The sequence below is a fragment of the Vreelandella mediterranea genome (assembly GCF_970647075.1).
This window is the reverse complement of record NZ_OZ310198.1, coordinates 1,729,562-1,755,585: the sequence shown is the minus strand read 5'-3', so window position 1 is coordinate 1,755,585 and position 26,024 is coordinate 1,729,562. Positions and strand designations below refer to the sequence as shown.

Sequence of the window (26,024 nt, the reverse complement as noted above, 5' to 3'; positions counted from 1 at the left end):
GGCTACTCGTTCGTTGCTGGCGGCCCGTACAAAAGCGCCTGGTAGCGCGCCTGCCACTGAGGCCACTCCCAGGCGTGGCTATCCAGCCGCTTTGGACGGCGCTCGGGGTCGGTTAGCCACGTTTTTAGTCGCTCATAAAGCCCCTGGGGCGTGCCATCGTAGCGGTATGCTGGCGGGTAGAGCTCGGGAAAGCAGAGCCGGTCGGGCACCAGCGGCAGCGCCCCCTGCTGGGCGGCTTCCATGATCGCCAGGCCCTGGAACTCGTGCCAGGTCGTGGAGACCACGATGCCGCCTTGCTCCAAAAGCTGCCGGTATTTTGAAAGCTCAAGCGGCCCCCAGCACACGATATGCTCTTTCAGGCGCGTTTTCGCCTCGTCGAAAATAGCCGGCTCGTCGCGAAAGCGCTGACCTACCACCGCAAGCTCGAAGGCCACGCCCGCCTCGCTTAGCTTGAAAAGCACGTTAAAGAAGTCGTCCGGGTTCTTGTCGTACTCCCAGCGGTGATTCCAGATAATCCGCTTTGAAGGCGACACCCCCGTGGCGGTTTCCTCAAGCGGCGCAATCGGCACCGGCAGCACCCGCGCACGGCGTCGAAGCGCCTCCAGGGGTGCGGCGGCGGGCAGGTTATCCGGCATCTTTTTCAAAAATGCCCGGGCGCCGTCGATAAACGAGTCCCGGTTATAGGCCGAGTTGAATACGATTTCATCTGCGCCAAGCGCTGCGTAGAGATTGACCATCATCGCCTCGACGTGATGCTGCTGGGCGCTCGACGGTGGATAGGCGAACTGGTTTTCGTGAAAGTAAACGATCTTACGCGCCCGCCCAAGGTGAGGAAAAAGCCCGACCAAGGTGGCCAGGTCCACCACGGAGGTGGCCAGCACCACATCGTAGGGCTTGCTTAGCGTAGCGTGCTCTTTGAGCCACCAGCTCATGGGATTACCGCGAATGCGCCAGGCAAAGTGGCGTGGGGCCAGGCTAAGGCGTGTCCAGTCCAGGTCATCAAAGCGCGCGATCAACTGGTCTGCCCAGTAGCGGTGGCTAACCGCCTCATAAGCCGAAAGTAACAGTACCCGCATTTAAAACCCTGTTGGCTAAGCGCTTGCCAGGCCCTGCCTGAATGATGCCCGTGCCGCCGGCTTTCGGACAAGCTCTGAAGATCCGCCAGTATATCAACTCGCTCCCGGCCACAAAGCACTAAAGAGAACGGCTGTTTGCACCAAGGTCGCCTAGGCGGAGAGAACGTATCTACATAGACTTCCAACAGCTTAAACTTCCAACAGCCGCGTTCGATACGCCGGCGCCCAGCCAACTTCGCCGACAAAGGACTCAGCGTTTGTCTATTTATCTTTTACGTTTACCGCTTTCGAGCGCTAGCCGCCAAGCGGGCGATAACCATGGCTAAAGGCTTGCCTACGCCCCAACGGCTGGTAGGGCTCTGGCTGCTGCTCGGCGGTATTAGCCTGTTGGGCGGCGCCGTGTTCGCGGCTTGGCTCGACAACCAACTTGCGCTTTCGACCCTGCCGCGGGCGCTTATGTGGCTGTGCGCGCTGTCCGGCGGGGTTACGCTATTGACGGTGGGCTATTGGCTCGAGCGTTTTTTGCTGACGCCGCTGCGCACCCTTCATGGCGAGCTTGCCAAACTGCTGGCCCACCCGGATAAAACCATCGAACGCCCGGGGGGCTGGCTTGCAAGCCTGGGGCCGGACGTAAGCCAGATCGCCGAGCAGTGGCGCGCCGACCGGGCCCGCCTGCAAAGCGCGCGCCAGGAAGGGGCGCAAGAAACCGCACGCGTTCGCCGGGAACTCGAAACCCTTTTACAGCGCCTGGCCATCCCCATCCTGGTGTTCGACCAGCACCGTCGGCTGTTACTTTTCAATCAGGCGGCGGAGGCGTTTTTCGTCTCGCCCTACTGCCTGGGGCTGGGTAAAGAGCTCAAGAGTCTCTTCCCCGACCCGACGATTGGCGCACGCTTCGACGCGCTGATGGCAGCCCCCGCCTCGAACGGGGACTTCTCGCGGGAAGTGCTAACGGGCCAAACCGAACGCATCCTGTCGGTTAGCTTAACCCGGCTTGCCCATTCCCCCGGTGAAATCGTCGTAACGCTCAAGGACGTGACCCGCGCCTGGCAAAACGAGCTGGGAGTGCGAAAAAGCATCAACACCTTGTTACAGACGATCAAGCAAACCACGCCGCCCTCAGCGCTTGGCGAGTTGAAAACGCTATGGCAAGACCCGGATTTCGTCAACGAGCGACTGACCTCGATCTGGTCGAACGCGTTCTGGCAGGCGCTGGACGAACAGCTGGATCCGGCACGCCCACTGATAACGCCTATCGGCGTGCCCGGCTGGTTCAAGGGCCACCAGCCCTCGCTCATCGCTCTTTTCGATACGCTGGTTAAAAAGCTGCACGGTGAGCTGCCCCGATGCGGCTTCGAAGGTGAGCTGATCAACACCCATAATGGCGTTTGGCTCGCTTTCATCTGGCGGGGGGTTGCCATCGAGGCGGCCACGCTATCGAACTGGCGAAACGAAACCATCGAGACGCTGCCCCTGGCGCCCAGCGTCGAGGACGTTCTGGACATTCACCAGAGCACGCTCTGGAGCGAAAACGACGCGGATGGCAAGCACGCAAGGCTATGCGTATCGTTCAAGCGCTCGCGTCGCCAGAGCGCTCCCAAGCCGTCTGCGTCTCCCCGCCCGGAGTTTCATGACTTCGCCATCGCCGATCAAACACCGGCGGCGGCGCCGCTCGAACGCGCCCTGGAGCAGCTCGATATCGTGGCCTTCGACACCGAAACGACGGGGCTCGACCTTCGCGGCGGCGATACGCTGTTAAGCCTTGGCGCCTGCCGGATCGTCAACAACCGGCTGCTCGCCAACGACGTGTTCGATCGCTACATCAATCCCCACCGCCCGATCCCCGCCGCGAGCACCGCCATTCACGGCATCCGCGACGACGACGTACGCAACGCCCCTGCTGCAAGCGTGGTGCTCGATGCGTTTAATGCTTACACCCAAAACGCAGTGCTACTAGCGCACAATGCCTCGTTTGACCTGCTCGCGCTGAGCCAGGCGGGCGCCAGGCCGACCCATCCGGTGCTCGATACACTGTTGATTTCCAAAGCGCTGGACAGCGCGCTGTCCGGCCACGACCTGGAGTCCCAGGCCAAGCGCTACGCGCTGACCATTGCCCAGGATGCCCGCCATACGGCGCTAGGCGATGCTCAGCTAACCGCCGAGCTTTGGCTTTCGATGGTTACTCGGCTAAAAGCGCGCAACATTCATACGCTCGCCGAGCTCCTCACTTTCCAGGCAACCGCCCTGGATCGGCAGGACGGCAGTTTATAGAAGCTCTATAATTTCGGGTCGATGGTTAAAAACCCACTTTGCTGGAAAGCTCGCATGATCGTTCGCTGTAGGGTAGCTGGCAAGGGGGTGAAGTTTAAACTAACATTCCTGGTCACGCAGGCCTTATACATGGGAGCCATAAGTTAATGCCAAACACCGCACTCGATGTGGCTTCCAAAAGCTATACGATCGCACTCCAGCCTATCGTCGATGCCCATCTCAACCACGTCGCCGATGAACTACTTTATCGTGGTCATTTCAATGACCGGGAAGCGCATATCGATGACGACGTACAGGCAACCGCGCGGGCCTGCGCCGTCGCTATTTACGAAATAGGCTTAAACAAGCTTTGCGGCTCGCGCAAACTGTTCATCAATGTCTCCGAACAGTGGCTTCTCAACCCGGACCTGCATGCGCTCCCGGCCAATCAAGTCGTGCTCGAAATTCTTGAAACCACGCCGCCCACGCCGGAAGTCAAGCAAGCCCTGGCGGGGTTGAAAGCGCAGGGCTACACGCTGGCCATCGACGACTTCCAGACAGACCAAAATCACGAATCGCTGTTGCCTTATTGCGACATTATCAAACTGGATATTTCATCCGGCATTTCAAACGAAATGATCGCATCGCTAAAAGCGCACAATGTCACGCTTTTGGCCGAGCGGGTGGAGACCCGGGAGGAGTTCGAGCATTTCAAAGCGCTTGGCGTCTCGCTTTTTCAGGGCTATTTTTACGAGCGCCCGACCACTCAAAAAACGCGTAATATCCGCCGCTCATCCCCAAAAGCCTATCAGCTGCGGCTCATCGCGAAACTCTATAAGCCCGATGTCAGTATTTCGGAAATCCGGTCCTTGATTGCTCAGGACCCGAGCATGGTCGATGCAGTACTACGGCGCACCAACTCGGCCTGGTATGCCCTCGCGCAGCCCTCTTATAAACTCAATAGCTGCATTCAGCTTCTGGGTATTAACGAGCTGAGAATGATGGTGACGATTATCCTGCTCGCTAATAATAGTCCGGCCAACAAGCTGAACCTGATTAACGGCCTAACCAAGGCGCTGGCCTGCGAGCAAGTCGCGCGCAAAAGAAGACTAGACGAGGAAGAAGGGTTCATACTCGGGCTCTTATCGCACATGCCGATCATTTTGAATATTGATCTAAGCACGCTGATGAAAGAGATTTCGCTGGGCCCGATGTTTTTTGATGCGCTGGTCGAGCGCAAGGGCGCAATGGGGATGCTGCTCAATGATGTGGAGTCCGCCGAGAGTGGCAACCTCTTGAACGGGCTTTCGGACTCTCTTTTGCTGGGAGCCGCGGCACAAGCCCGGTCCCTGGTGGATAACACTCTAAACAGTAGTGCCAAATCCTAAACGTTAGGGTTGGTCACTTGTGTGGCGCGGGTCGGGGTCGAACATCGCCTCGCCGACCTCGTCGATATAGCGCTTGGCCTTGGTCACCATCATGTCATCGCAGGCCTGGCGCGCGGGCAACATGTCCGAGCGCTCGAAGCGGTGCTCACAGGTTTGACCATCATCGCCCGCCTTGCTGATAGTGCCGCTCACTCGGTACTGGCCGCTTTGCTGGTCCGGCGTCGAGACGATGGCGTAATCCTTGTACTGAACGGGCTCGGCGGGCGTCACCCCGGCGGCGGGTTTATCGCCGCTGCCCGTTAGAGCCGAAAGCAGTTTTTTAAACATGGCGCTATCCTGAACCGTTACCTGAAAACGAAGTCTTGCCGCTAAAAGCGGCCAGCCGCGCTGGCCGCCAAACGTTTAGCTTTGCTTACGGCCCTTGCCTGCGGCAATACGCAGACGCAGCGCGTTCAGCTTGATAAAGCCTTCCGCGTCTTTTTGATCATAAGCGCCAGCATCGTCTTCGAAGGTTGCGATCGACTCATCGAACAGCGACTGCTCGGACTGACGGCCCACGACGATGGCATTGCCCTTATACAGCTTCAAACGCACCACGCCAGAGACATTGCCCTGGGTTTCGTCGATGGCAGCCTGTAGCATGCGCCGCTCCGGGCTCCACCAGTAGCCGTTATAGATCACTTCGGCGTACTTGGGCATCAGCTGATCTTTCAGGTGGGCCTCTTCACGGTCCAGAGTGAGTGACTCGATGGCGCGGTGGGCGCGCAGCATGATGGTGCCGCCAGGTGTTTCATAGCAGCCGCGCGACTTCATGCCCACGTAGCGGTTTTCGACGATATCCAGACGGCCGATACCGTTGTCGCCGCCGACCTTATTGAGTTTTTCAAGCACTTCGTGGGGCTTGAGCGCCTGGCCGTCGATGGCGACGATATCACCCTTCTCGAAGGTCAGCTCGATATAGGTCGGTGTTTCCGGCGCCTGTTCTGGCGATACGCTCCAGCGCCACATGTCTTCCTCGGCTTCCGCCCAGGGGTCTTCCAAAATGCCGCCTTCATAGGAGATATGCAGCAGGTTGGCGTCCATGGAGTACGGGGATTTCTTCTTCTTGCTGGAGAAATCGACCGGAATATTGTGCTCTTCGCAATACGCCATCAACTTCTCACGCGAGGTCAGATTCCACTCGCGCCAGGGCGCGATGACCTTGACGCCAGGCTTGAGCGCATAGCCGCCAAGCTCGAAGCGCACCTGGTCGTTACCTTTGCCGGTCGCGCCGTGAGAGATCGCATCGGCGCCGGTTTCGTTGGCAATTTCGATCAAGCGCTTGGCGATTAGCGGGCGGGCGATCGAAGTACCGAGCAGGTACTCGCCTTCATAAATGGTGTTGGCGCGAAACATCGGGTAGACGTAGTCGCGTACGAACTCTTCGCGCAGATCTTCGATGTAGATCTCTTTAACGCCTAACGCCTCGGCCTTGGCGCGGGCGGGCTCGACTTCTTCACCTTGACCGATGTCGGCTGTGAAGGTCACGACCTCACAGTTATAGGTCTCTTGCAACCACTTAACGATCACGGATGTATCAAGCCCTCCTGAATAGGCCAGCACAACCTTTTTGACATCGGACATTCTCGACTCCTTTGGTTTAGCAAAGCCCGCTTTCAATCACCCGGGCTTTAACGAATGCGTTAAACCCTGAGTATAGCGCTCTCAAAGTCTCGGGAACACCGTCAACGACGCCGCCGGTTTAAAGCTGCTAGAATCAAGCCACTGTTAGCGGTAGCCTGCCGCTACTCTTTACCGACTACTCGCTTTTAAGGAGAGCTGCATGAGCGAGGCAATAGCCCGTGAATTGATGGCCCAGCGTTTTCGCAGTTATTTACCGGTCGTCATCGATTTGGAAACGGGTGGATTCAACGCCCAACGTGATGCGGTTCTCGAGATTGCAGCCGTCACGCTCACGATGGACGCCGACGGCAACCTCTTGCCGGATGCGACCTACGCCTACCACATCAAACCTTTCGAAGGGGCGAACGTCGAGCAGTCAGCGCTCGATTTCACCGGTATCAATCTGGACGACCCGCTGCGCCAGCAGGTAGCGCTTTCGGAAGAAGAAGCGCTTGGCGAGATTTTCAAACCGATTCGTAAGTCGGTCAAAGCGCACAACTGTTCGCGGGCCATATTGGTGGGCCACAACGCCGCCTTCGATCACGGCTTCTTGAACGCCGCCGCCAACCGCTGCGGCGTGAAGCGAAGCCCTTTCCACCCCTTCTCGAGCTTCGACACGGCTACACTCGCCGGTTTCGTTTACGGGCAAACGGTGCTGGCGCGGGCATGCCGGGCAGCGGGCATCGAGTTCGACAACAAGGCCGCCCACTCGGCGCGCTACGACACCGAGCGCACCGCCGAGCTTTTCTGCGCCATGGTCAACCGCTACAAAGACCTGGGCGGCTGGCGCCTTGCGCTTCAGGAGCAAGACCTGGATACATCGGAGTAACCCGTGATGCAGTCAAAACCGCTTTACGTTAAACTCCGGCTGATATGACTCGATTGGTATCGGTTTCAAAAGCCGGCAACGCCTCACCCCATCCGAATCAGGAGTTAAAAGGTTTCCATGGCTCAGCATAACGCCTTCTACGCCCAGTCCGGTGGCGTCACCGCCGTCATCAATGCCAGCGCCTGTGGCGTTATCGAGGCCTGCCGCCAGGCCCCCGACCAGATTGGCAAGGTGTACGCCGGCCATAACGGCATTATCGGTGCACTCACCGAAGATTTGATCGATGTCTCCCAGGAAAGCGATGAGTCGATCGCCGCCCTCCGGCACACCCCGGGCGGCGCCTTCGGCTCGTGTCGCTACAAGCTCAAGGACATCGAGACCCATAGAAAACAGTACGAGCGTTTGATCGAGGTCTTCAAGGCCCACGATATCCGTTACTTCTTCTATAACGGCGGCGGCGACAGCGCCGATACCTGCCTCAAGGTCTCGCAGCTTTCCGAGAAGCTTGGCTACCCGCTCACCGCGATCCACGTACCCAAAACCGTGGATAACGATCTGCCGATCACCGATAACAGCCCGGGCTTTGGTAGCGTGGCCAAGTACATCGCCACCTCGACCCGCGAGGCTTCGCTTGATATCGCGTCCATGTGCGCCACCTCGACCAAGGTGTTCGTTCTCGAGGTAATGGGCCGTCACGCGGGCTGGATCGCCGCCGCCGGAGGCCTGGCGGGTGAAGGCGAAGGCGAGCCGCCCCACCTGGTGATCTTTCCGGAGATCGCTTTCGACCGTAAAGCCGTCATGGCACGGGTCGATGAAAGCGTGAAGAAATACGGCTACTGCGTGATCGTGGTCTCCGAGGGCGCGCGCTACGAAGACGGCACCTTCCTGGCCGACGCGGGCAACACCGATGCCTTTGGCCACCGCCAGCTCGGCGGCGTGGCGCCAACACTGGCCGGCATGGTGAAACAGGACCTGGGCTACAAATACCACTGGGCGGTGGCCGACTACCTGCAGCGCGCCGCGCGCCATTTGGCGTCGAAAACCGATGTGGAACAAGCCTACGCCGTGGGCCGCGAAGCGGTAAGCCTGGCGCTGGCAGGCAAGAACGCGATGATGCCGGCCATTCGCCGTATCTCCCAGACGCCCTACCAGTGGGATGTAATTTCCGCACCGCTTTCCCAGGTCGCCAACCAGGAGAAGTTCATGCCCCGGGACTTCATCTCCGATAACGGCTTTGCCATTACCCAAACCTGCCGCGACTATCTTTCGCCGCTGATTCAGGGTGAGGATTTCCCGCCCTTCGAAAATGGTCTGCCGAAAGTCGCCAAGCTGAAGCTTGCCAAGGTCGAGCAAAAGCTACCCGCCTTTTCGCTTTAAGCGGTAACGGGTAAAAAAAGCCGGGGCGATGCTCACATCGTCCCGGCTTTTTAGGGTCTGTCTGAAAAGTGCCTGCGCTCGACAATACGGCGTTAAAAATTGGCTCAAAATACTCATTTACACATGTAAACTCCGTTTTTTCGCCAATTTTTGCCTTGTCTTGTCTTCGCTCGTCGACTTTTCAGACAGACCCTAGTGGCTGACTATTCAGTGTGACCGCTACAGCGGGCTATCGCAAAAGCCAGGAGAGCACGAGCAGCAACAGCAAAATACCCGCCACACCTTGCCAGAATCGGCGTGGCTCGCGGCGGGTTTCGTCGCGCACCGGTACCCGGCCAAGCGACACGCGCAGCGCGTGCAAAAGCTCCGACATCTTTCTAAAGCGCAGTGCTCGCTGGGGGTCCAGCGCACGCCGTAGCGCATCGTCCAGCGCCGGGGTGATTTCCGGCGTCGCGCTGCGCGCGCTTTTATAACTAAGTGATTCCAGGTCGGTGTGGCTGCGCAGCCGGTCGGGGGTGAGGCTATAGGGAAGCGTCCCGGTCAGCAGCCAATAGACCGTCGAGGCCAGCGAGTACTGATCGCTTCGCCGCCCAACGCTATCGCCCAGGGCGTATTCCGGGGCGGTGTGCTCGTTGAAGCCGACCTGGCGCAACAGCTCGCCGGAGTTACGATGCCCCTCCATATCGCGCATGTGGCAGGCGCTGAAGTCCGCCAGTACGACCTGCCCGTGCTGGTCGATCAAAACGTTGTCCGGGGTGATCTGCTGGTGAATGATGTCCCGGTGGTGCAGCGCCTGCACTGCCTTGCCCAGCTGATTGGCGATGTCCAGACGCTGCTTGAGGCTTGCCTGGGGGTGGCGGTCCGCCCACTCGCGCAGCGTTTCGCTTTCGATATACGCCATCAGGTAGTAAAGGTAGCGCCGGGGCCGCGAGGGGTCGATCACCTTGACCACGAAGGGCGAGTTGACGCGCTCCACCACCCACTGTTGAAGCAGAAAATGCTCGAGATAGGCGTTGCGTAGCGAAAGCTCCGGGCTTGGCGCCTTCATGACCATACGCCGCTGAGAGTTGATATCGCGCACCTGATAGACCCGCGACTGCGCATTACGCGAAAGGACGCGTTCTACTTCCATGCCGTCGAGGCGCTGACCAGGGGAAAGTTCCGGCGGAATGGGTAGGTCGCCGTAGATGAGTGCCGGGTCGTCCTCGGTCTCCTCGGGCAGCTCGTCGATGCGCAGAATTTGAAAGCAGAACTGGTCGCCGCCGTAGCCGCGTTCCTGGGCGCGCTGCTTGGCTTCACTGGCCAGCCGCTCGCAGGCGGCGTCCAGGTCGCTTGCGTCTTCACGAATCAGGCGAACGTAGTCCGAGGGCATCAGCGTGCCGCGAACGCCCTGGGTGGTGAACACGAAGAAATCGCCCTGCTTTAGATTGATCAGGCTGTAGTCGATATCCAAACTGCCATCCATGCCCAGTGCCCGCGAAGGGTAGCGGTAGCCGCCAACGTCGGTGACATGGTCGCGGGTGAGCTGCTCGAACTCGGCCCCGCGCAGGCGAAAGACCAGCGTATCGCCCATATGAAACAGGTTGGCCTCACCGGCCTTGAAAATCATCGCCGACATGGACGAGACGAAACTGCCCTCTTTGACGTGCTGGCTCTGGCTATAGCACCAGCTATTGAGAGCGAGCATCACCCTGGTCGCGGAGGTTTTGATATCCCAGTGCTCCGGCGTCGAGTAGTAGTCAGCCATGAAGCCGCGCACGCTCAAATCCCCCGCCTGTTTCGCCATGGTATTGCGCGAAAGCGAATCGCTGATCACCGCGCAAGCGCCCTTGGTGTTGAGCAAGGGGGTGTCCGGCAAGCTTACCGACATGGAGCTTCGATGCTTTCGCCGGTCCGGGGCAACAAACGCCTGGCCGTAGCTGATCAGTAACTGAGCGTGCGCCAATTCATCCTCCTTGGCCGCGAGCGTTAAATATCAAAAAAAGAGGCGCCAACCAACAAGCGCCCTATCGATAGGCGTTATCATACACGTTGCGTAAGCACAGCGATGCCCGCCAATGGTCGGTGATCGTCAACCCGGCTGGCCGTCTCGAGACGAATAACGCTTTTGCATTTCAAGCTAAAACCGGGGAAATTTAGCACTTGGCCGACGTTGAATTGGTAATCCTGCGGTCTTATTCGTATAATTTGTCGCAATTGCGCAATACATCAATCGCTTAGACTCCGTACGTTAAAAGCCAAGCTAAGGACTCCAAATGAACTTCGACCACATCCCCGCTGGAAAGGATCTGCCCAACGATATTTATGTGGCGATCGAAATTCCGGCTAACCACGCCCCGATCAAGTATGAAATCGATAAAGACATGGGCGCGCTGCTGGTTGACCGCTTCATGGCCACTCCGATGTTCTACCCGGCCAACTACGGCTTCATTCCCCACACCCTGGCCGACGACGGCGACCCGCTGGACGCACTGGTCGTGACGCCGCACCCCGTCGCGCCGGGCAGCATCATCCGCGCTCGTCCGGTAGGCATTCTCAACATGACCGACGAAGCCGGCGAAGACGCCAAGCTGGTTTGCGTACCGCACCCCAAGCTCAGCACGCTCTATGACGACATACATGAAGTCACTGACCTGCCTGAACTGCTTCGCCAGCAAATCGCGCACTTCTTCGAGAATTACAAGGATCTCGAAAAAGGCAAGTGGGTGAAGGTCGAGTCCTGGGAAGGCGTAGACGCCGCGCGTAAAGCCATCGAAAAGTCGGTGTCCGCTTACCAGAAAGCGTAAGCCACGCTTTTTTCGCCGCGCAAAAGGGCCGCCCAAGGGCGGCCCTTTTGTATGGAAAACGAATTTATTGAAAACGCCGGTATCGAAGACGAATGCATGGAAAACCCGTGCATTCCAGGCGGGCCAAGCGCCGAGCGCGGCACGTCATCGCAGCCGCTACGCGCGCCCGCTCTGGTACGTTATGCTACGCGGGACGATTTTCAAGGACCTGCCGTGTTATTGATCAAGCGCTTACTCTTAACCTGTTTATTGGCTCTACCGTTGGCGGCCCAGGCCCAGTGGTTCTCGGATAGCAGCCAAAGCGATTTTCTCCCGGTACTCGAGGCGTTTCAAAGCCAGGCTTGGCACGACGGTGAGCGGGTTTACGTCGGGGTGGACATCAGCGAGGGCTACTACCTCTACCGCCATCAGCTCGCCATCGACGCCTCCAATGAACAAGCGCTGCTGGACGCGCCGGTCATTCCCCAGGGCCGTTTCATTACCGACGAATTCATGGGCGAGGCCTACGTTTTCAGGGACCAGTTGGTATTCGAAGCGCCTTTTACCACCGCTCAAAACGGTCCGGTCTCCCTCGAGTTCCGCTTTCAGGGCTGCGCCGACGCCGGACTTTGCTACCCGCCGGAACAGATTACCCTGGAGGCCGCCCAAACGTCCCCGCCCGCCGCTTTTGCAGACTGGCAAAGCGAGGCAGAAGAAGCACCAACGACCACGACCGCGGGAGACGCCGCCTCATTAAGCGCGCCGCAAAGCGAAGATGGGCGCTTCAGCGCTCTGATTAGCGAAACGAGCCTGCCCGTCGCGCTTGGGCTTTTTTTATTAGCGGGCATCGGGCTGACCTTTACGCCCTGCGTATTGCCGATGCTGCCCATCCTCTCGTCGATCATCGTGGGACAAAACCCCACGCGGCCGCGGGCCTTCGTGCTCTCCTCGAGCTACGTGCTGGGCATGGCCGCCACCTACGCCGTGGTCGGCATACTGATGGGCCTTTTCGGCGCGGGGCTCAATCTGCAGGCACGGCTACAGTCGGCGCCGGTATTGATCGGCTTTGCGACTCTTTTTGGCCTGTTCGGCTTGGCCATGCTGGGGGCGTTCGATCTGCGCCTTTCCCCGCGCCTCTCCCAGCAGGTAGAGCGCTGGCAAACCCGCGCTCAGCAAAGTGGCCCCGCGGGGCTGGCCCTGGCCGGGGCGTTGTCGGTATTGGTGGTTTCGCCCTGCGTGACCGCGCCGCTGGCCGGCGCTTTAGTGTTCATCTCGACCACGGGCGACGCCTTGATGGGTGGCGCGGTACTGTTTGCTTTAGGGCTAGGCATGGGCTTGCCGCTTTTACTGGTGGGCACGTTCGGCACGACTCTGCTGCCGCGCTCCGGGGCGTGGATGAACGGCGTCAAAGTGGCCTTCGGGCTGCTGCTCTTTGGCGTGGCCATCTGGATGATCGAGCGTCTGATCGACCCGTCGATTGCACTTTTGCTCTGGGCCGCCCTGGCAATCGGTACCGCGTTGACGCTTGGCGCGCTGACTCCTCACCGGGCAAGCGGCTTTGCCCGCGCGCGTCAGACCCTCGCCCTGATGCTGCTGGCCTGGGGGGTGGCGCTGGTCTTCGGCGCCGCTCAAGGCAATCACGACCCGCTGCGCCCGCTGGGCGGCTTTGGCTCATCGACCACTTCATCACAGCATGTCGAGGCGCCCGCTTTCACTACGGTGGCGGGGCTCGAGGAGTTGCAAGGTGCTCTGGAACAAAGCGGTGATACCCTTGCGTTCGTACACTTCACCGCGGACTGGTGTATCTCCTGCAAGGTAATGGAGCGCAACGTCTACCCGGACCCGCGCGTGGTAAGCGCACTCGAAGGCCTGACGCTGATCGAGGTCGATGTCACCGAGACCACACCGCAAACCCGGGCGGCGCTAGAGGCGTTCGAGCTATTCGGCCCGCCGAGCCTTTTGTTTTTCGATGCAGGCGAAGAGATTCGCCAGGCCCGCGTTCAGGGCGATATCAGCGCCGACGCCCTCGCAAAGCACCTCGCCTCGCTCAAACGCTTTCAGCAAGACGGCCGGGGCGCTTAGTAGCCGCGCCCTGCGCCCATAAGGGCTTTGAAGCCCTCGCGCTGGACAATAGGGGTGTTTTTCGGCAAACTCCGCCCCCATATTGGTCAAATACGCGCTTTTAAGGCTGTCCGGCAGGCATCGTTCGTTAACGTGCAGCCTTTTGACTCTTTTACTATTTGGTTTACTGCGCTTTTAAACGTGCGTTTCAAGGCACGCGCACCATTATTCACCAGCATAGGGCCCCCATTATGGATATTCGCAAGGTTAAAAAACTCATCGAGTTGCTCGAAGAATCCAACATCAGCGAAATCGAGATTCAGGAAGGTGAAGAATCGGTCCGTATCAGCCGCCACCCGGATGGCGCAAGCTGGCAGCCTCAGCAGATGCCGCAATACGGCTACCCGGGCTACCCCCAGCCGGCGCCGGCACCCGCGGCTCAGCCCTCCAGCACCGATACAGCCCCGGACGCCCCGGCGACCAGCTACCGCGGTGAAGCGGTCAACTCGCCCATGGTCGGCACCTTCTACCGCAGCCCGGCACCGGGTGCGAAGGCCTTTGTCGAAGTAGGTGATACCGTCAAGCAGGGCGACACGGTATGTATCGTCGAAGCCATGAAAATGATGAACCAGATCGAAGCCGATCGCGACGGCGTGGTAGAGGCTATCCTGGTGGAAGACGGAGAGCCGGTGGAATTCGATCAGCCCATGATCGTCATCGCTTAATCTTTCATTTCAATACGGGTGGATTCTCCCATGCTGGATAAGGTACTTATCGCGAATCGCGGCGAGATTGCCCTGCGTATTCTTCGCGCCTGTAAAGAGCTAGGGATCAAGACCGTAGCGGTGCACTCCAAGGCCGACCGGGACCTGATGCACGTACGCCTGGCCGACGAAGCGGTATGCATTGGGCCGGCAGCCTCGAGCCAGTCCTATCTCAACATCCCCGCGCTGATCAGCGCCGCCGAAGTGACCGACTCGAGCGCCATACACCCCGGCTACGGCTTTTTATCCGAAAACGCCAACTTCGCCGAACAGGTCGAGCGCTCCGGGTTTACCTTCATTGGGCCACGCGCCGAGACCATTCGCCTGATGGGCGACAAGGTCAGCGCCATCGAGTCGATGAAAGAAGCCGGCGTTCCGACCGTGCCCGGCTCCGATGGGCCGCTGGGTGACGACGATGCCACCAACTTGGCCACGGCGAACCGTATCGGCTACCCGGTCATCATCAAGGCCGCCGCCGGCGGCGGTGGCCGCGGTATGCGCGTGGTGCACACCGAAGGCCACCTACTCTCGGCGATTACCGTGACCCGCACCGAAGCCCACTCCGCTTTCGGCGATGGCACGGTGTACATGGAAAAATTCCTGGAAAAACCGCGTCACGTGGAAGTCCAGGTACTCGCCGACGGCCAGGGCAACGCCATCCACCTTTATGACCGCGACTGCTCCTTGCAGCGTCGCCATCAAAAAGTGCTGGAGGAAGCCCCGGCGCCGGGGATCGACCCGGACGCCCGCGCCAAAGTACTGGAAGCGTGTCGCCAGGCGTGTCTGGAAATCAACTACCGTGGTGCCGGCACCTTCGAGTTTCTTTACGAAGACGGCGAATTCTTCTTTATCGAGATGAATACCCGGGTCCAGGTCGAGCACCCCGTGACCGAAATGGTCACCGGCGTCGACATCGTCAAGGAGCAGTTGCGTATCGCCTCGGGCTTGCCGCTGTCGATTCGCCAGGAAGACGTTCAGATCAACGGCCACTCCTTCGAGTGCCGGATCAACGCCGAAGACGCGCGTACTTTCATGCCCTCGCCGGGCAAGGTGACGCTCTATCACGCCCCGGGCGGGCTTGGCGTACGCATGGACTCGCACATATACACAGGTTACAGCGTGCCGCCGCACTACGACTCCTTGATCGGTAAGTTGATCACCTGGGGCGCCAGCCGTGAGACCGCCTTGACGCGTATGCGCAACGCCCTCGACGAGCTACTGGTCGAAGGGATCAAAACCAATATCGACCTGCAAAAAGATCTGGTACGGGATAGCTACTTCCGCCAGGGCGGCGTCAATATTCACTATCTCGAGAAAAAGCTGAGCAGCTAATCCACGCTTGCAATCGCGTCTAACGGGGTGGCCTGGCCACCCCGTTATCGTTTCCCCCGTTCATCATTTTCGGAGAGTGCCATGCCCTGGCTACAGCTTCGCGCCCACGTCGCCCCCGAGCAGGCGGAACTTCTCGAGGAACTTTTACTGGAAGAAGGCGCCACCGCCATCGGCCTGCAAGACGCCGAGGACGACCCGGTGTTCGAACCCGACCGGGGCACTACCCCACTCTGGCAAGACACCATTTTGACCGGCCTGTACGACGACCTGGAAGGCATCGACGCGATGCTTTCACGCATCGAGGCGGCCTGGGCCGAGCAGATGCCCGGCGAACCCTGCCCGAGTATCGAGTACGAGCTTTTGGCGGATCGTGACTGGGAGCGCGAGTGGATGGACGACTTCGCCCCTCTACAAATGGGCGAGCGGCTCTGGATCGTGCCCAGCTGGCACACACCTCCCCACGTTGATGCGGTCAATCTGATCCTCGACCCGGGCCTGGCGTTTGGTACCGGCACCCACGCCACCACCGCGCTTTGCCTCGAGTGGCTCGACGGCCTGGCGGTCGAAGGCAGCCTCGAGGGCAAGACCGTACTGGATGTGGGCTGTGGCTCGGGCATTCTTGCCATCGCCGCACTCAAGCTGGGCGCCGATAGAGCCGATGCCACCGATATCGACCCCCAGGCGCTGCAGGCCAGCCGCGAAAACGCCGAGCGTAACCAAGTAGCCGAAGAGCGGCTATCGCTTTACTACCCGGAGCAACTCGAAGGCGGCGACTACCCGATCGTGACCGCCAATATCCTGGCCGGGCCGTTGATCGAACTGGCCGACACCATCGCCGGTCACGTGGCCGCGGGCGGCCATATCGCGCTTTCCGGCATTCTGGCCAACCAGGCCGATGAAGTCATTAAAGCCTACGAAGCCCAGGGGCTTGTGATCGACGAGCCGGCGGTACGCGAAGGCTGGGTGCGCCTGACCGGCAAGCGGCCGGTATAATTGCCGCAGGGCCTTCACCCTGTTAGCGGGTAGGCGTATCATACGCCCCTTTAACGCGCCCACCCGCTCGCCCAACGCTTGAATCATCATGACATTATCGACCCTTAAGCTTCCTGACATTGGGCCTTACCCCCTTCATGGACCGGTAATGCTGGCCCCCATGGCCGGCGTGACCGACCGGCCGTTTCGCAGGCTTTGCCGCCGCCTTGGCGCAGGCTGGGTAGTGGGTGAAATGGTGACCTCCGACCCTTCGCTTTGGCGCACCCGCAAATCTCAGCTGCGCATGGACCATACCGGCGAGCCATCGCCCAGGGTGGTGCAAATCGCCGGCGGTGACGCCGCGATGCTCGCCAACGCCGCCCGGCTCAACGCCGAGCTTGGCGCCCAGGTGATCGATATCAATATGGGCTGTCCGGCCAAGAAGGTGTGCAATAAAGCGGCGGGCTCGGCATTGATGCGCGACGAAGCGCTGGTGGCCGAGATACTAAACGCGGTGGTGCGCGCGGTGGATATCCCCGTGACGCTTAAAATCCGTACCGGCTGGTGTCAGGACTCCAACAACGCGCTGAACATCGCAAGGCTTGCCGAGTCCGCCGGGATCAAAGCATTGGCGATACATGGAAGACACCGGGAACAGCGCTATACTGGTTGTGCCGAGTACGACACCATCGCCGAAGTCGCCTCTCATCTGTCGATTCCAGTGATCGCCAACGGCGATATCACCACGCCCGAGAAGGCCGCTTTCGTGCTCGACTATACCGGGGCGGATGCGCTCATGGTGGGTCGAGGCGCCCAAGGCAACCCTTGGATATTCGAACAGATCAATCACTACCTGGCCCACGGTGAACGCCTTGCACCACCTTCATTGGCCACGCGTCGCGTCGTGCTCGACGAGCACATCGCCGCCCTGCATGCCTTCTACGGTGACACCATGGGCGTGCGCATTGCGCGCAAACATCTGGGCTGGTATCTCGACGAGGACGCCCGCTTCGACGAGGCCCAACGCAAGTCATTAAAACAACAATTCAATGCGCTCAGCACCCCTCAGGCACAGTTTGAATGGATCAACGAGGCGATGACGCCTGACGCCGCGGCGCACCTGCTAGCAAAAGGAAGCCATGCTGCATGAACGAACGTTTTATAATGAATAGCGAAGTGACTTCTCTCGGTGCCCAGGGCCCAGACCCGCAAGCGGGCCCCCAACCTTTGAGAGAAGCCGTGGAAAGCGCGATGCGCCGTTACTTCGAGCATCTCGATGGCAGTCAGGCCACAGATCTTTATGCCATGGTGATGGCCGAAGTAGAGGCACCGCTTCTTGCCTGCGTGATGGACCACACCGACGGCAACCAGACGCGAGCCGCCGACGTGCTGGGACTCAACCGAGGCACACTGCGCAAGAAGTTGAAGCAGTACAGCCTAATCGAAAGTGACGCCCCTTAAATGGGGCGTTGTCGTTTTTAATCCCTGACTCTTACGAGCATCCAATGGCAGATAGTACCCACACTCCTGTTCGCCGCGCCCTCCTGAGCGTTTCTGACAAAACCGGCATCGTCGACTTCGCCCGCGGGCTGAGCGAGCAAGGCGTTGCCCTGCTCTCGACGGGCGGTACGTTTCGCCTACTCAAGGAAAACGCCATCGAGGTGCAGGAAGTATCCGAGCATACCGGCTTTCCGGAAATCATGGATGGCCGCGTAAAAACGCTGCATCCCAAAATTCATGGCGGCATTCTGGCGCGTCGGGGCCAGGACGATGCGGTCATGGCGGAAAACGATATCGACCCCATCGATATGGTGGTGGTGAATCTCTACCCCTTCGCGGCTACCGTGGCCAAGGACGACTGCACCCTTGAAGACGCTATCGAAAACATCGATATCGGCGGCCCGACCATGGTGCGCGCTTGCGCGAAGAACCACGCCTACACCACCATCGTCGTCAACACCAGTGACTACGCCCGGGTGCTGGGTGAGATGGCCGCCCAGAATGGCGCCGTAAGCGAAGCGACCCGTTTCGATCTGGCGGTCAAGGCCTTCGAGCATACGGCCGGCTACGACGGCGCGATCGCCAACTACCTCGGTCGCCAGGTCAGCGAAAGCGACGCTACTTTCGCGCGCACCTTCAACCTGCAACTGAACAAAAAGCAGGACATGCGCTACGGCGAAAATCCGCACCAGCAGGCGGCGTTCTATGTCGACCCGAACGCTTGTGAACCAAGCGTGGCTACGGCCAAAATCCGCCAGGGCAAGCCGCTTTCTTACAATAACGTGGCCGATACCGACGCGGCGTTCGAAGCCGTCAAGGCCTTCGATGAAACGGCGTGCGTGATCGTCAAGCACGCCAATCCTTGCGGCGTGGCCACCGCCGCCACGGCCCTGCAAGCCTACGACAAGGCCTTCGCCACCGACCCGACCAGCGCCTTTGGCGGCATCATCGCCTTCAACGTAGCGCTTGACGCCGACACCGCCCGCGCCATCGTGGAGCGCCAGTTCGTTGAAGTGATCATCGCCCCCGGCGTCAGCGACGAAGCCGCCGCCATCGTGGCCGAGAAAAAGAACGTACGCCTGCTGGAAACCGCTGCATTAGAGGGCCGGAACGTAAAAGCCGCGCTGGATTACAAGCGCGTCAACGGCGGTCTGTTGGTGCAGGAGCTCGACCAGGGCGCGGTCACCCGCGACGAACTCACCGTGGTCAGCAAACGCGCGCCCTCCGAGCAAGAACTGAGTGATCTCCTGTTTGCCTGGCGGGTTGCCAAGTTCGTCAAATCCAATGCGATCGTCTACGCCAAGGATGGTCAAACCATTGGCGTGGGTGCCGGTCAAATGAGCCGCGTCTACTCGGCTAAAATCGCTGGTATCAAGGCCTCGGACGAAGGCCTCACCGTGCCAGGCTCGGTCATGGCCTCGGACGCCTTCTTCCCCTTCCGCGATGGCATCGACGCCGCCGCAAAAGCGGGCATCACCGCGGTCATCCAGCCAGGCGGCTCCATGCGCGACCAGGAAGTGATCGACGCCGCCGACGAGGCGGATATCGCCATGGTCTTTACCGGTATGCGCCACTTCCGCCACTAAGTACGACGGGAAAGAGCCGCCGCCCATTAGCCGAGCGGCTCCTCCATTAAAAAGCCCGGGCATTTGCCCGGGCTTTTTTAGACTGGCCACTATCGACCGATCGATTAGCTGCCAAGCTCCATACACAGGTACTTGGTCTCCAGGTACTCCTCGAGGCCCTGATGGCCACCCTCGCGGCCAAGGCCAGAGGCCTTCACCCCGCCAAAGGGCGCGGCGGCGTTAGAGATCAGCCCGGTATTGATCCCCACCATGCCGTACTCGAGCGCCTCGGAGACACGCCATACCCGGGCCAGATCCTTCGAGTAGAAGTAGGAGGCCAGACCGTACTGGGTATCGTTGGCCATCTCGATGGCGGTCTCCTCGTCATCGAAGGGGAACACCGCCGCCAGCGGGCCAAACGTCTCTTCGTGGGCGACCTTCATCTTGTCGTTGGCGAAGTTGATCAGCGTCGGCGTGAAGAAGTTGCCGCCCAGCGGGTGCGGCTGGCCCCCCAACAGCAGCTCAGCGCCGTTATCCACGGCGTCCTGAACGTGCTCGCTGACCTTTTTGACCGCGTCTTCGTTGATCAAAGGGCCCACGTTAACATTGGCCTCGGTGCCGTCACCGACGTGCAGCTCGCTATTCATCGCCACGGCCAGCTTTTCGCAAAACGCGTTGATCACGCTGGACTGCACCAAAAAGCGGTTGGTGCACACACAGGTTTGTCCGGCGTTGCGAAACTTGGCCGCCATCGCGCCTTCGACGGCAGCGTCGAGATCCGCGTCTTCGAAGACGATAAAGGGCGCGTTGCCACCCAGCTCCAGGGAAATTTTCTGCACGTGCTGCGCGGCTTGCGCCATCAACTCGCGGCCCACTTCGGTAGAGCCGGTGAAGGTAATCTTGCGCACCTTGGGCGAGTCGGTCAGCGCTTTAGCGATCTCGGAAGCGCTGCCCGGCACCACGTTGAACACACCGCGAGGGATGCCCGCACGCTCGGCCAAAAGCGCAAGCGCGGTGGCGGAAAACGGCGTTTGGCTGGCAGGCTTGACGACGATCGTGCAGCCCGCGGCGAGCGCCGCCCCGGCCTTGCGGGTAATCATGGCCGCCGGGAAGTTCCAGGGGGTGATCGCCCCGACCACGCCCACGGGTTGTTTGGTCACCACAATGCGCTGACTGGCTTTCGCCGCCGGGATGGTTTCGCCATAAACCCGACGCGCCTCTTCGGCGAACCAGCGAATGAAACTCGCCGCGTAGGCGATTTCGCCTTCGGCTTCCTTGACGGGTTTGCCCTGCTCGTGGGTCATCAGCACGGCCAGGTCGTGCTGATGACCCATCATCAGGTCATACCACTTGAACAGCAAATCCGAGCGCTCCAGGGCGGTCAGCGCACGCCAGGCGGGCAGCGCGCGGTCCGCGGCGTCGATCGCCCGCTCGGTCTCCGCGCGGCCAAGGCGCGGCATGTCGCCCATGCTTTCGCCGGTAGCGGGGTTGATGACATTGATCTGCTCGCCGCTGTCGGCGGCGACCCAGCTACCGTCTATATAGGCAAACGGGCAGTACAGTTCGGTTTCCTTGAGCGCTTCCATGACAGTCTCCTGACCCGAAGGTCGTCGGTGATTTCCATGCTCGATTCATTTCAATCGTTTCATGCTAAGACGAATCTGCCCGTTTGACCAAATGTTTGCTTTCAGGTAGTGAAATTTCCTCGCTTAGTTCACCAGCGTCAAAAACTCCTGGCGCGTTGCCTGGCTACTTCTAAAGCGACCCAGCATCACCGAGGTGGTCATACTCGAGTTCTGCTTCTCGACCCCGCGCATCATCATGCAAAGATGGCGCGCCTCGATCACGACGCCCACGCCTTTCGCGCCGGTCACTTCCTGCACCGTTTCAGCGATTTCGCGGGTCAGGTTCTCCTGGATCTGCATACGCCGGGCGTACATATCGACGATACGCGCGAACTTTGAAAGCCCCAGCACCTTGCCATCGGGCAGGTAGGCAATATGGCACTTGCCGATAAACGGCAGCAGATGGTGTTCGCACATGGAGTAGAGTTCGATGTCCTTGACCAGCACCATCTCATCGGTTTGCGACTCGAACACCGCGTTGTTGACGATCTCATCGAGCGAGGTTTTATAGCCCGCGTTCAAAAACTGCATCGCCTTGGCGGCGCGGGTGGGCGTATCCCGCAGTCCTTCCCGGTCCGGGTCCTCGCCCAGGGCGGTAATAATGTCGCGATAGTTCTTTGCAATGTCATCGGTCATGACGAGCCTCATTCAACCTAACTGATGGGCGACACGGGCTTTAGAACACACTGCGGGTTCATCGATAGCGCGGGGATGCGTGCCGCCCCATGGCAAACTGCTTTCAGGCGCTTTTACGCCATAAGCCGCCAGGCCCATGAACGTTTGAATCATTAAAAGCGAAAAGTTAAAAGCGATGGAGTGCGCGCATTTTACCCTACCCGGGGCTTGGTTGGCAGGGTAAAACCGACCAAAAACCGTGGTTAAACATCCACATCCCGACATTCAAACGCCACTGCCAACGCCCCGCGCTTTAACGAGCCGCTCTCATGCAAGCCAGCGCGGCTCGCTTAGTTGAAGCAGTTGCTGCTCCAGTTGGCGAATGTGCTGGTCCCAATAGCCGCTTTCGGCCACCCAGGGAAACGCACGGGGGAAAGCGGGATCCTCCCAGCGCGACACCAGCCACGCTGTGTAGCGAATCAAACGGTAGGCTCTTAGCGGCTCGATCACGCCAAGCTGCTCGCTGGGAAAGGGTCTAATCTGCTCGTAACCTTCGACGATTTCACTCAGCTGAGCTTGCCAGCTATCGGGCTCACCGGTGGGCAGCAGCATCCAAACATCTTGAATGGCGGGCGCCATCAGGCAATCGTCGAAATCGACCAGGTGAAAACGCTCGTCGCGGCCCAGAATATTGCCCAGATGGCAGTCGCCGTGGGTACGTATCAAGGGTGTTTTGGCGACGCCAAGCCGCGCCAAGGCCGCAAGCGTTTTATCGATTACCTGGCAGTAGGCTCTTTGCTGCTGCTCGCCTAACCGGCCGCTTGCCAGCACCCGCGCCTCGGCGTCCTTTATGTCTTTTTCGAAATGCAGTGTGTGGCGGTGCTCGAAGCTGCCCTTAACAGCCTGCTCGTGCAGCTGGCCCAATAGCTCCCCCAGCGCGAAAAGATGCTCGGGGTTATCGAGCTCCGGTGCCTGGCCCACACATTGGGGGAATAGTGCAAAGCGAAATGGCTGGTCGCCATGCACGTAGGTGTGTAGCGAGCGGCCCTGACCATCGCGCCAGGGGGCGCTGACCGGTACGCGGGCGGCCTCTAACTCGGCAAGAAAGCCGTGCTCTTCTTCGATTGAAGCGTCGCTCCAGCGCCCGGGGCGGTAAAACTTCACCACCCAGCGTCTTTGGTCATCGTCCTGGAACATCAGCACGCGGTTTTCGTAGCTATTGAGCGCAAAGGGCTCGGCGACCGGATAGATGCCAACGGATTCGGCGGCGGACATCACCGCATCCGGGGAAAGTGCGCTAAATGCGTGGGCCATACGCTGCTCCTGCAAAACGCCCATTCTATCAGTTACTTCCCAGAGGTGTGCGCGCCGGCGCCCAGAGATCGACCCGGCTCGCGCCGGCGCTTAACGCCCTGCGCGCCAACTCGTGCCCGGTGGCCCCCGTTGTAACGACATCATCGATAACGGTTACGTGGGATGGAAGCCTTTGAGGAAGCTTGAAGGCACCTCTTAAATTGGCCGCGCGCTCCTTACGGTTGAGCGTGCGTTGCGAGGGTAGGTTTTTAATACACTCTCCGGTGAGCAAGGGCCGCCCCAAACGCTTGGCGAGCTGCTGGGCAAGCCAGTGTGCCTGGTTGAAGCCGCGCTCGCGCGCTTTAGCCGGGTGCATAGGCACGCCGATGAGCGCATCACCCACCGCCGCCGGTGGACGCGTTAGCATCAACTCCACCAACAGCATGCCCGCCCGGGGCGAGGCGTGGAACTTAAAATCGCGTACGAGCTCTTTAACGCTCTCCAGGTAGAGAAACTCGGCGGTGGTCGCGGCGAACGCCGGCGGCTCGACCAGACAGTGGCCGCAAAGCGCCATTTCAGCCCCGGTATAACACGATGGCAGTGGCTCCTTGCACCGGGGGCAGCCGCAGTTGTTATGCGCAAGAAGCGAATAGCATTCGTCACACCACCCTTCTACTCCGGCCTTTGGCGATAGACAGAAAGCGCAGTATCCCGGCAGCGCTTTTTTAAATGCCGCATTGGCTATCCTGCCCCACTTCATTAACCCCATGGCAATCCCACCTGTTCGGTAATAATTTCTTCTGGCACCTTATTGACTTAGCGCTAAATATTGATACTATACGCCTCGTCTTCTGCGGATGTGGTGGAATTGGTAGACACGCTAGATTTAGGTTCTAGTGCCGTAAGGTGTGGGAGTTCGAGTCTCCCCATCCGCACCAATTTGATTTTTTTCAGTTTTTCCCTCCTTTTAGTATTCCTTCTAGACTCCCTGAATCATCCCGTGTGACCGGATCGTGACTTGGCCAATTGACGGCTTAACGCACTTCTTCGGCGCCCAGTCCTTGTTGCTCGTACTTCAAATTCCGTTGCTCGCACTTCAAACTAAAGTACCTTTTAGTGGCTGACAATTCGTCGCCCCTAATCCGCGCGGCTTTTTATTACGCCTTACCTGGGCTAATGACTTTTGGCGCCTGCCAGGCTAAATTAGCGCGCTACAAATGACTTCATTCAAGGGATCTGCCATGGAATGGCTCGATGAGAATGCGCAGGCAATTTCGGCGCTTACCAGTTCTTTAACGCTTTTTGTTTGGCTTTTTTACGCCCAACTGCTTTTTCACAGTTACTCCCGCCAGCGTCGCCCTCGCATCATCATCAACCGCGGTAAAGGTATCGGTACCGAAGCGCTTTGCCTGGTCAGCAACATGAGCACCGAATCGGTTTATCTTCAGCATGTCATTGCGGTCCTGCATACGGATAGCCACTCCTATGAGCTCGACGTAGTGGAATACCAGCAGCAAAGCGATGACGAAGGCGAAGATAACTACCGTACCCACCAGGGGCCGCTTACCTCCGGCAACAATATTCATATTCAAAGCTTTGGCTCGATCATCGAGCAGGTTCGAAAGTACTGGAATGTCGATCAGCAAACCATCGAGCAGTCGAACCTTAAAATGGAAATACGCGTGATCGCCATTTACGGGCCGGAAGACAAGCCTTTTGGCGCCTCACGCTGTTTCGACCTGGACGTCAACGCCGAGCCGAACCGCCAGCTCATCCCCCAAAGTATCGATACTCAGCGTATGACCAGCTACCTCCAGCGTAAGAAGGTGATCAAGTGGGCCGAAGAGGTCGAACTTCACAAGGCGAAGTAACACTGTAAAACAAGATAACACCGGCAAGGCAGCTGATTGAGCGGCTGCCTGCCCGCACCACCATTCAGGGACGTTTTATCATGAAGTTAGTTATTGCCTCGCTTTGTATGGGCTCGTTCGTCGCTTTTTCGCTACCCGCCCATGCACAACAAGAGGAAGATAGTGATTTGTCTGACTGGGCGACGGAGCAGGTAGAGCCCTTTCGCGCCAGTGTGGGTAACTGGGTCGACAATACCTCACGCAACGTGGACGCTTTTTTTGGGGGCGACCACTACACCGCCTCCGCTGAAAACGACTCCTACCTTCGCCTTGGTCAGGAAATCGACTGGATGGAGGGAGAAGGCGTCGATGGCGATACCAGCATCCGCTACCGAATCGATCTACCCACTACCGAAGAGCGCCTGCGCCTGGTCATCGAGAGCGACCCGGACGAGAGCCAGGGAACACTTGCTGAAGAGGGCTCGGGGCGGCTTTATAACGACCAGCGCGACCGCAGCAACTCGATACTCGGTCTTGACTGGCTCGAAAGCCGCGACAAACGTGAAAACTGGAGCAACCGGTTTGGCGCCGGTGTCCGGCTGCGCCTGCCCATCGACCCTTACGTGCGCTTCACCAGCGAACGCTTGTGGGATATAGGCGATGGCCCTTGGCAGCTCGAGTCCTTCAACCGGCTCTCCTGGTTCAACAATTCCGGGTACAACGCCCGCACCCGCTGGGACATCGGCCGGGCGCTGAGCGAGCGCCGCCACCTTCGCTTTATCAGCACCGTGCAGTGGCGCGAAGAAGAAGACACTCTCGAGTACAGCGAAGTGGCCGAGCTCAATCACCGCATCAACGACCGCAGTGCGCTGCGTTACTCGGCGATTGCCATAGGCGAGAGCGTTTCGACCCCGCGCATGACCGATTACTACCTGCAAACCCGTTACCGCCGCGACCTGCACAAGGGCATTCTGTTTGCGGATGTGATTCCGGAGCTGCATTTTCAGCGCGATGTCAGCTACGACCCGCGCTGGGCGATGACGATGCGCCTGGAAATGTACTTTCAGCGCGAGATCAGCCGCGACTACTTTTAAACCGAC

The 26,024-nt window shown here is 59.4% G+C and carries 22 protein-coding genes and 1 tRNA gene; 15 read left to right on the top strand and 8 right to left on the bottom strand.

The genetic code is table 11. The features are described 5' to 3' along the window. Positions 1-2: 2 nt before the first annotated feature. On the bottom strand, positions 3-1,076 hold the full coding sequence (locus tag ACWFVE_RS08185) for a tRNA-queuosine alpha-mannosyltransferase domain-containing protein (protein ID WP_447528782.1): 1,074 nt from the start codon (positions 1,074-1,076) through the stop codon (positions 3-5). A gap of 318 nt (positions 1,077-1,394) precedes the next feature. Between ACWFVE_RS08185 and ACWFVE_RS08180 the strand changes: the two genes are divergently transcribed. Both ACWFVE_RS08180 and ACWFVE_RS08175 read left to right on the top strand, forming a co-directional pair. Continuing rightward, a complete protein-coding gene (locus tag ACWFVE_RS08180; protein WP_447528781.1) occupies positions 1,395-3,347 on the top strand; it encodes an exonuclease domain-containing protein in 1,953 nt (650 codons plus the stop codon). Positions 3,348-3,493: 146 nt separating this feature from the next. After that, the gene (locus ACWFVE_RS08175; protein ID WP_447528780.1) at positions 3,494-4,714 is read left to right on the top strand and encodes an EAL and HDOD domain-containing protein; all 1,221 of its coding nucleotides are present in this window, start codon (positions 3,494-3,496) and stop codon (positions 4,712-4,714) included. Positions 4,715-4,717: 3 nt separating this feature from the next. Here the strand turns inward: ACWFVE_RS08175 and ACWFVE_RS08170 are convergent, their stop codons facing one another. Beyond that, complete coding sequence (locus ACWFVE_RS08170) at positions 4,718-5,041, bottom strand: HlyU family transcriptional regulator (protein WP_447528779.1); 324 nt, start codon at positions 5,039-5,041, stop codon at positions 4,718-4,720. Between the two features lie 75 nt (positions 5,042-5,116). Beyond that, positions 5,117-6,337, bottom strand: coding sequence for an argininosuccinate synthase (locus tag ACWFVE_RS08165; protein WP_447528778.1), 1,221 nt, complete (start codon positions 6,335-6,337; stop codon positions 5,117-5,119). 199 nt (positions 6,338-6,536) lie between these two features. Between ACWFVE_RS08165 and rnt the strand changes: the two genes are divergently transcribed. Both rnt and ACWFVE_RS08155 read left to right on the top strand, forming a co-directional pair. Continuing rightward, a complete protein-coding gene (gene rnt, locus ACWFVE_RS08160) occupies positions 6,537-7,205 on the top strand; it encodes a ribonuclease T (RefSeq protein WP_447528777.1) in 669 nt (222 codons plus the stop codon). A gap of 117 nt (positions 7,206-7,322) precedes the next feature. Then, positions 7,323-8,582 carry a 6-phosphofructokinase gene (locus ACWFVE_RS08155; protein ID WP_447528776.1) on the top strand — a complete coding sequence of 420 codons (1,260 nt, stop codon included), beginning with the start codon at positions 7,323-7,325 and terminating at the stop codon, positions 8,580-8,582. A gap of 229 nt (positions 8,583-8,811) precedes the next feature. On the opposite strand, the gene ACWFVE_RS08150 is transcribed toward ACWFVE_RS08155, so the two are convergent. Beyond that, entirely contained in the window at positions 8,812-10,527 is a 1,716-nt protein-coding gene (locus ACWFVE_RS08150; protein ID WP_447528775.1) for a protein kinase domain-containing protein, read from the bottom strand. 310 nt (positions 10,528-10,837) lie between these two features. On the opposite strand from ACWFVE_RS08150, the gene ppa reads away from it, so the two are divergent. From ppa to purH, 8 genes are all read left to right on the top strand, one after another. Further along, on the top strand, positions 10,838-11,368 hold the full coding sequence (gene ppa / locus ACWFVE_RS08145; RefSeq protein WP_447528774.1) for an inorganic diphosphatase: 531 nt from the start codon (positions 10,838-10,840) through the stop codon (positions 11,366-11,368). Between the two features lie 213 nt (positions 11,369-11,581). Then, a complete protein-coding gene (gene dsbD, locus ACWFVE_RS08140) occupies positions 11,582-13,429 on the top strand; it encodes a protein-disulfide reductase DsbD (protein ID WP_447530514.1) in 1,848 nt (615 codons plus the stop codon). Positions 13,430-13,659: 230 nt separating this feature from the next. Beyond that, on the top strand, positions 13,660-14,133 hold the full coding sequence (gene accB / locus ACWFVE_RS08135; RefSeq protein WP_447528773.1) for an acetyl-CoA carboxylase biotin carboxyl carrier protein: 474 nt from the start codon (positions 13,660-13,662) through the stop codon (positions 14,131-14,133). A 30-nt stretch (positions 14,134-14,163) separates the two neighbouring features. Beyond that, positions 14,164-15,504, top strand: coding sequence for an acetyl-CoA carboxylase biotin carboxylase subunit (gene accC, locus ACWFVE_RS08130; protein WP_447528772.1), 1,341 nt, complete (start codon positions 14,164-14,166; stop codon positions 15,502-15,504). A gap of 81 nt (positions 15,505-15,585) precedes the next feature. Beyond that, positions 15,586-16,497 (top strand): 50S ribosomal protein L11 methyltransferase, encoded by a 912-nt coding sequence (gene prmA, locus ACWFVE_RS08125; RefSeq protein ID WP_447528771.1) that lies wholly within the window; start codon positions 15,586-15,588, stop codon positions 16,495-16,497. Between the two features lie 88 nt (positions 16,498-16,585). Next, positions 16,586-17,626 (top strand): tRNA dihydrouridine synthase DusB, encoded by a 1,041-nt coding sequence (gene dusB / locus ACWFVE_RS08120; protein ID WP_447528770.1) that lies wholly within the window; start codon positions 16,586-16,588, stop codon positions 17,624-17,626. 14 nt (positions 17,627-17,640) lie between these two features. After that, positions 17,641-17,937 carry a DNA-binding transcriptional regulator Fis gene (gene fis / locus ACWFVE_RS08115; protein ID WP_447530513.1) on the top strand — a complete coding sequence of 99 codons (297 nt, stop codon included), beginning with the start codon at positions 17,641-17,643 and terminating at the stop codon, positions 17,935-17,937. A 44-nt stretch (positions 17,938-17,981) separates the two neighbouring features. Then, the gene (purH, locus tag ACWFVE_RS08110; protein ID WP_447528769.1) at positions 17,982-19,562 is read left to right on the top strand and encodes a bifunctional phosphoribosylaminoimidazolecarboxamide formyltransferase/IMP cyclohydrolase; all 1,581 of its coding nucleotides are present in this window, start codon (positions 17,982-17,984) and stop codon (positions 19,560-19,562) included. A 104-nt stretch (positions 19,563-19,666) separates the two neighbouring features. On the opposite strand, the gene ACWFVE_RS08105 is transcribed toward purH, so the two are convergent. From ACWFVE_RS08105 to ACWFVE_RS08090, 4 genes are all read right to left on the bottom strand, one after another. Continuing rightward, entirely contained in the window at positions 19,667-21,127 is a 1,461-nt protein-coding gene (locus ACWFVE_RS08105; RefSeq protein ID WP_447528768.1) for an NAD-dependent succinate-semialdehyde dehydrogenase, read from the bottom strand. Between the two features lie 123 nt (positions 21,128-21,250). After that, positions 21,251-21,802: a GTP cyclohydrolase I FolE gene (gene folE, locus ACWFVE_RS08100; RefSeq protein ID WP_447528767.1), complete on the bottom strand. Its 552-nt coding sequence runs from the start codon at positions 21,800-21,802 to the stop codon at positions 21,251-21,253. A gap of 306 nt (positions 21,803-22,108) precedes the next feature. Continuing rightward, on the bottom strand, positions 22,109-23,095 hold the full coding sequence (locus ACWFVE_RS08095) for a serine/threonine protein kinase (RefSeq protein WP_447528766.1): 987 nt from the start codon (positions 23,093-23,095) through the stop codon (positions 22,109-22,111). Between the two features lie 28 nt (positions 23,096-23,123). Then, entirely contained in the window at positions 23,124-23,648 is a 525-nt protein-coding gene (locus ACWFVE_RS08090) for a ComF family protein (protein WP_447528765.1), read from the bottom strand. 279 nt (positions 23,649-23,927) lie between these two features. Between ACWFVE_RS08090 and ACWFVE_RS08085 the strand changes: the two genes are divergently transcribed. The 3 genes from ACWFVE_RS08085 to ACWFVE_RS08075 all read left to right on the top strand — a co-directional run bounded on the left by ACWFVE_RS08085 (position 23,928) and on the right by ACWFVE_RS08075 (position 26,018). Then, a tRNA-Leu gene (locus ACWFVE_RS08085) sits at positions 23,928-24,012 on the top strand. 303 nt (positions 24,013-24,315) lie between these two features. After that, entirely contained in the window at positions 24,316-24,945 is a 630-nt protein-coding gene (locus ACWFVE_RS08080; protein ID WP_447528764.1) for a hypothetical protein, read from the top strand. A gap of 107 nt (positions 24,946-25,052) precedes the next feature. Next, entirely contained in the window at positions 25,053-26,018 is a 966-nt protein-coding gene (locus ACWFVE_RS08075; protein WP_447530512.1) for a hypothetical protein, read from the top strand. The last annotated feature ends 6 nt before the right edge of the window (positions 26,019-26,024 follow it).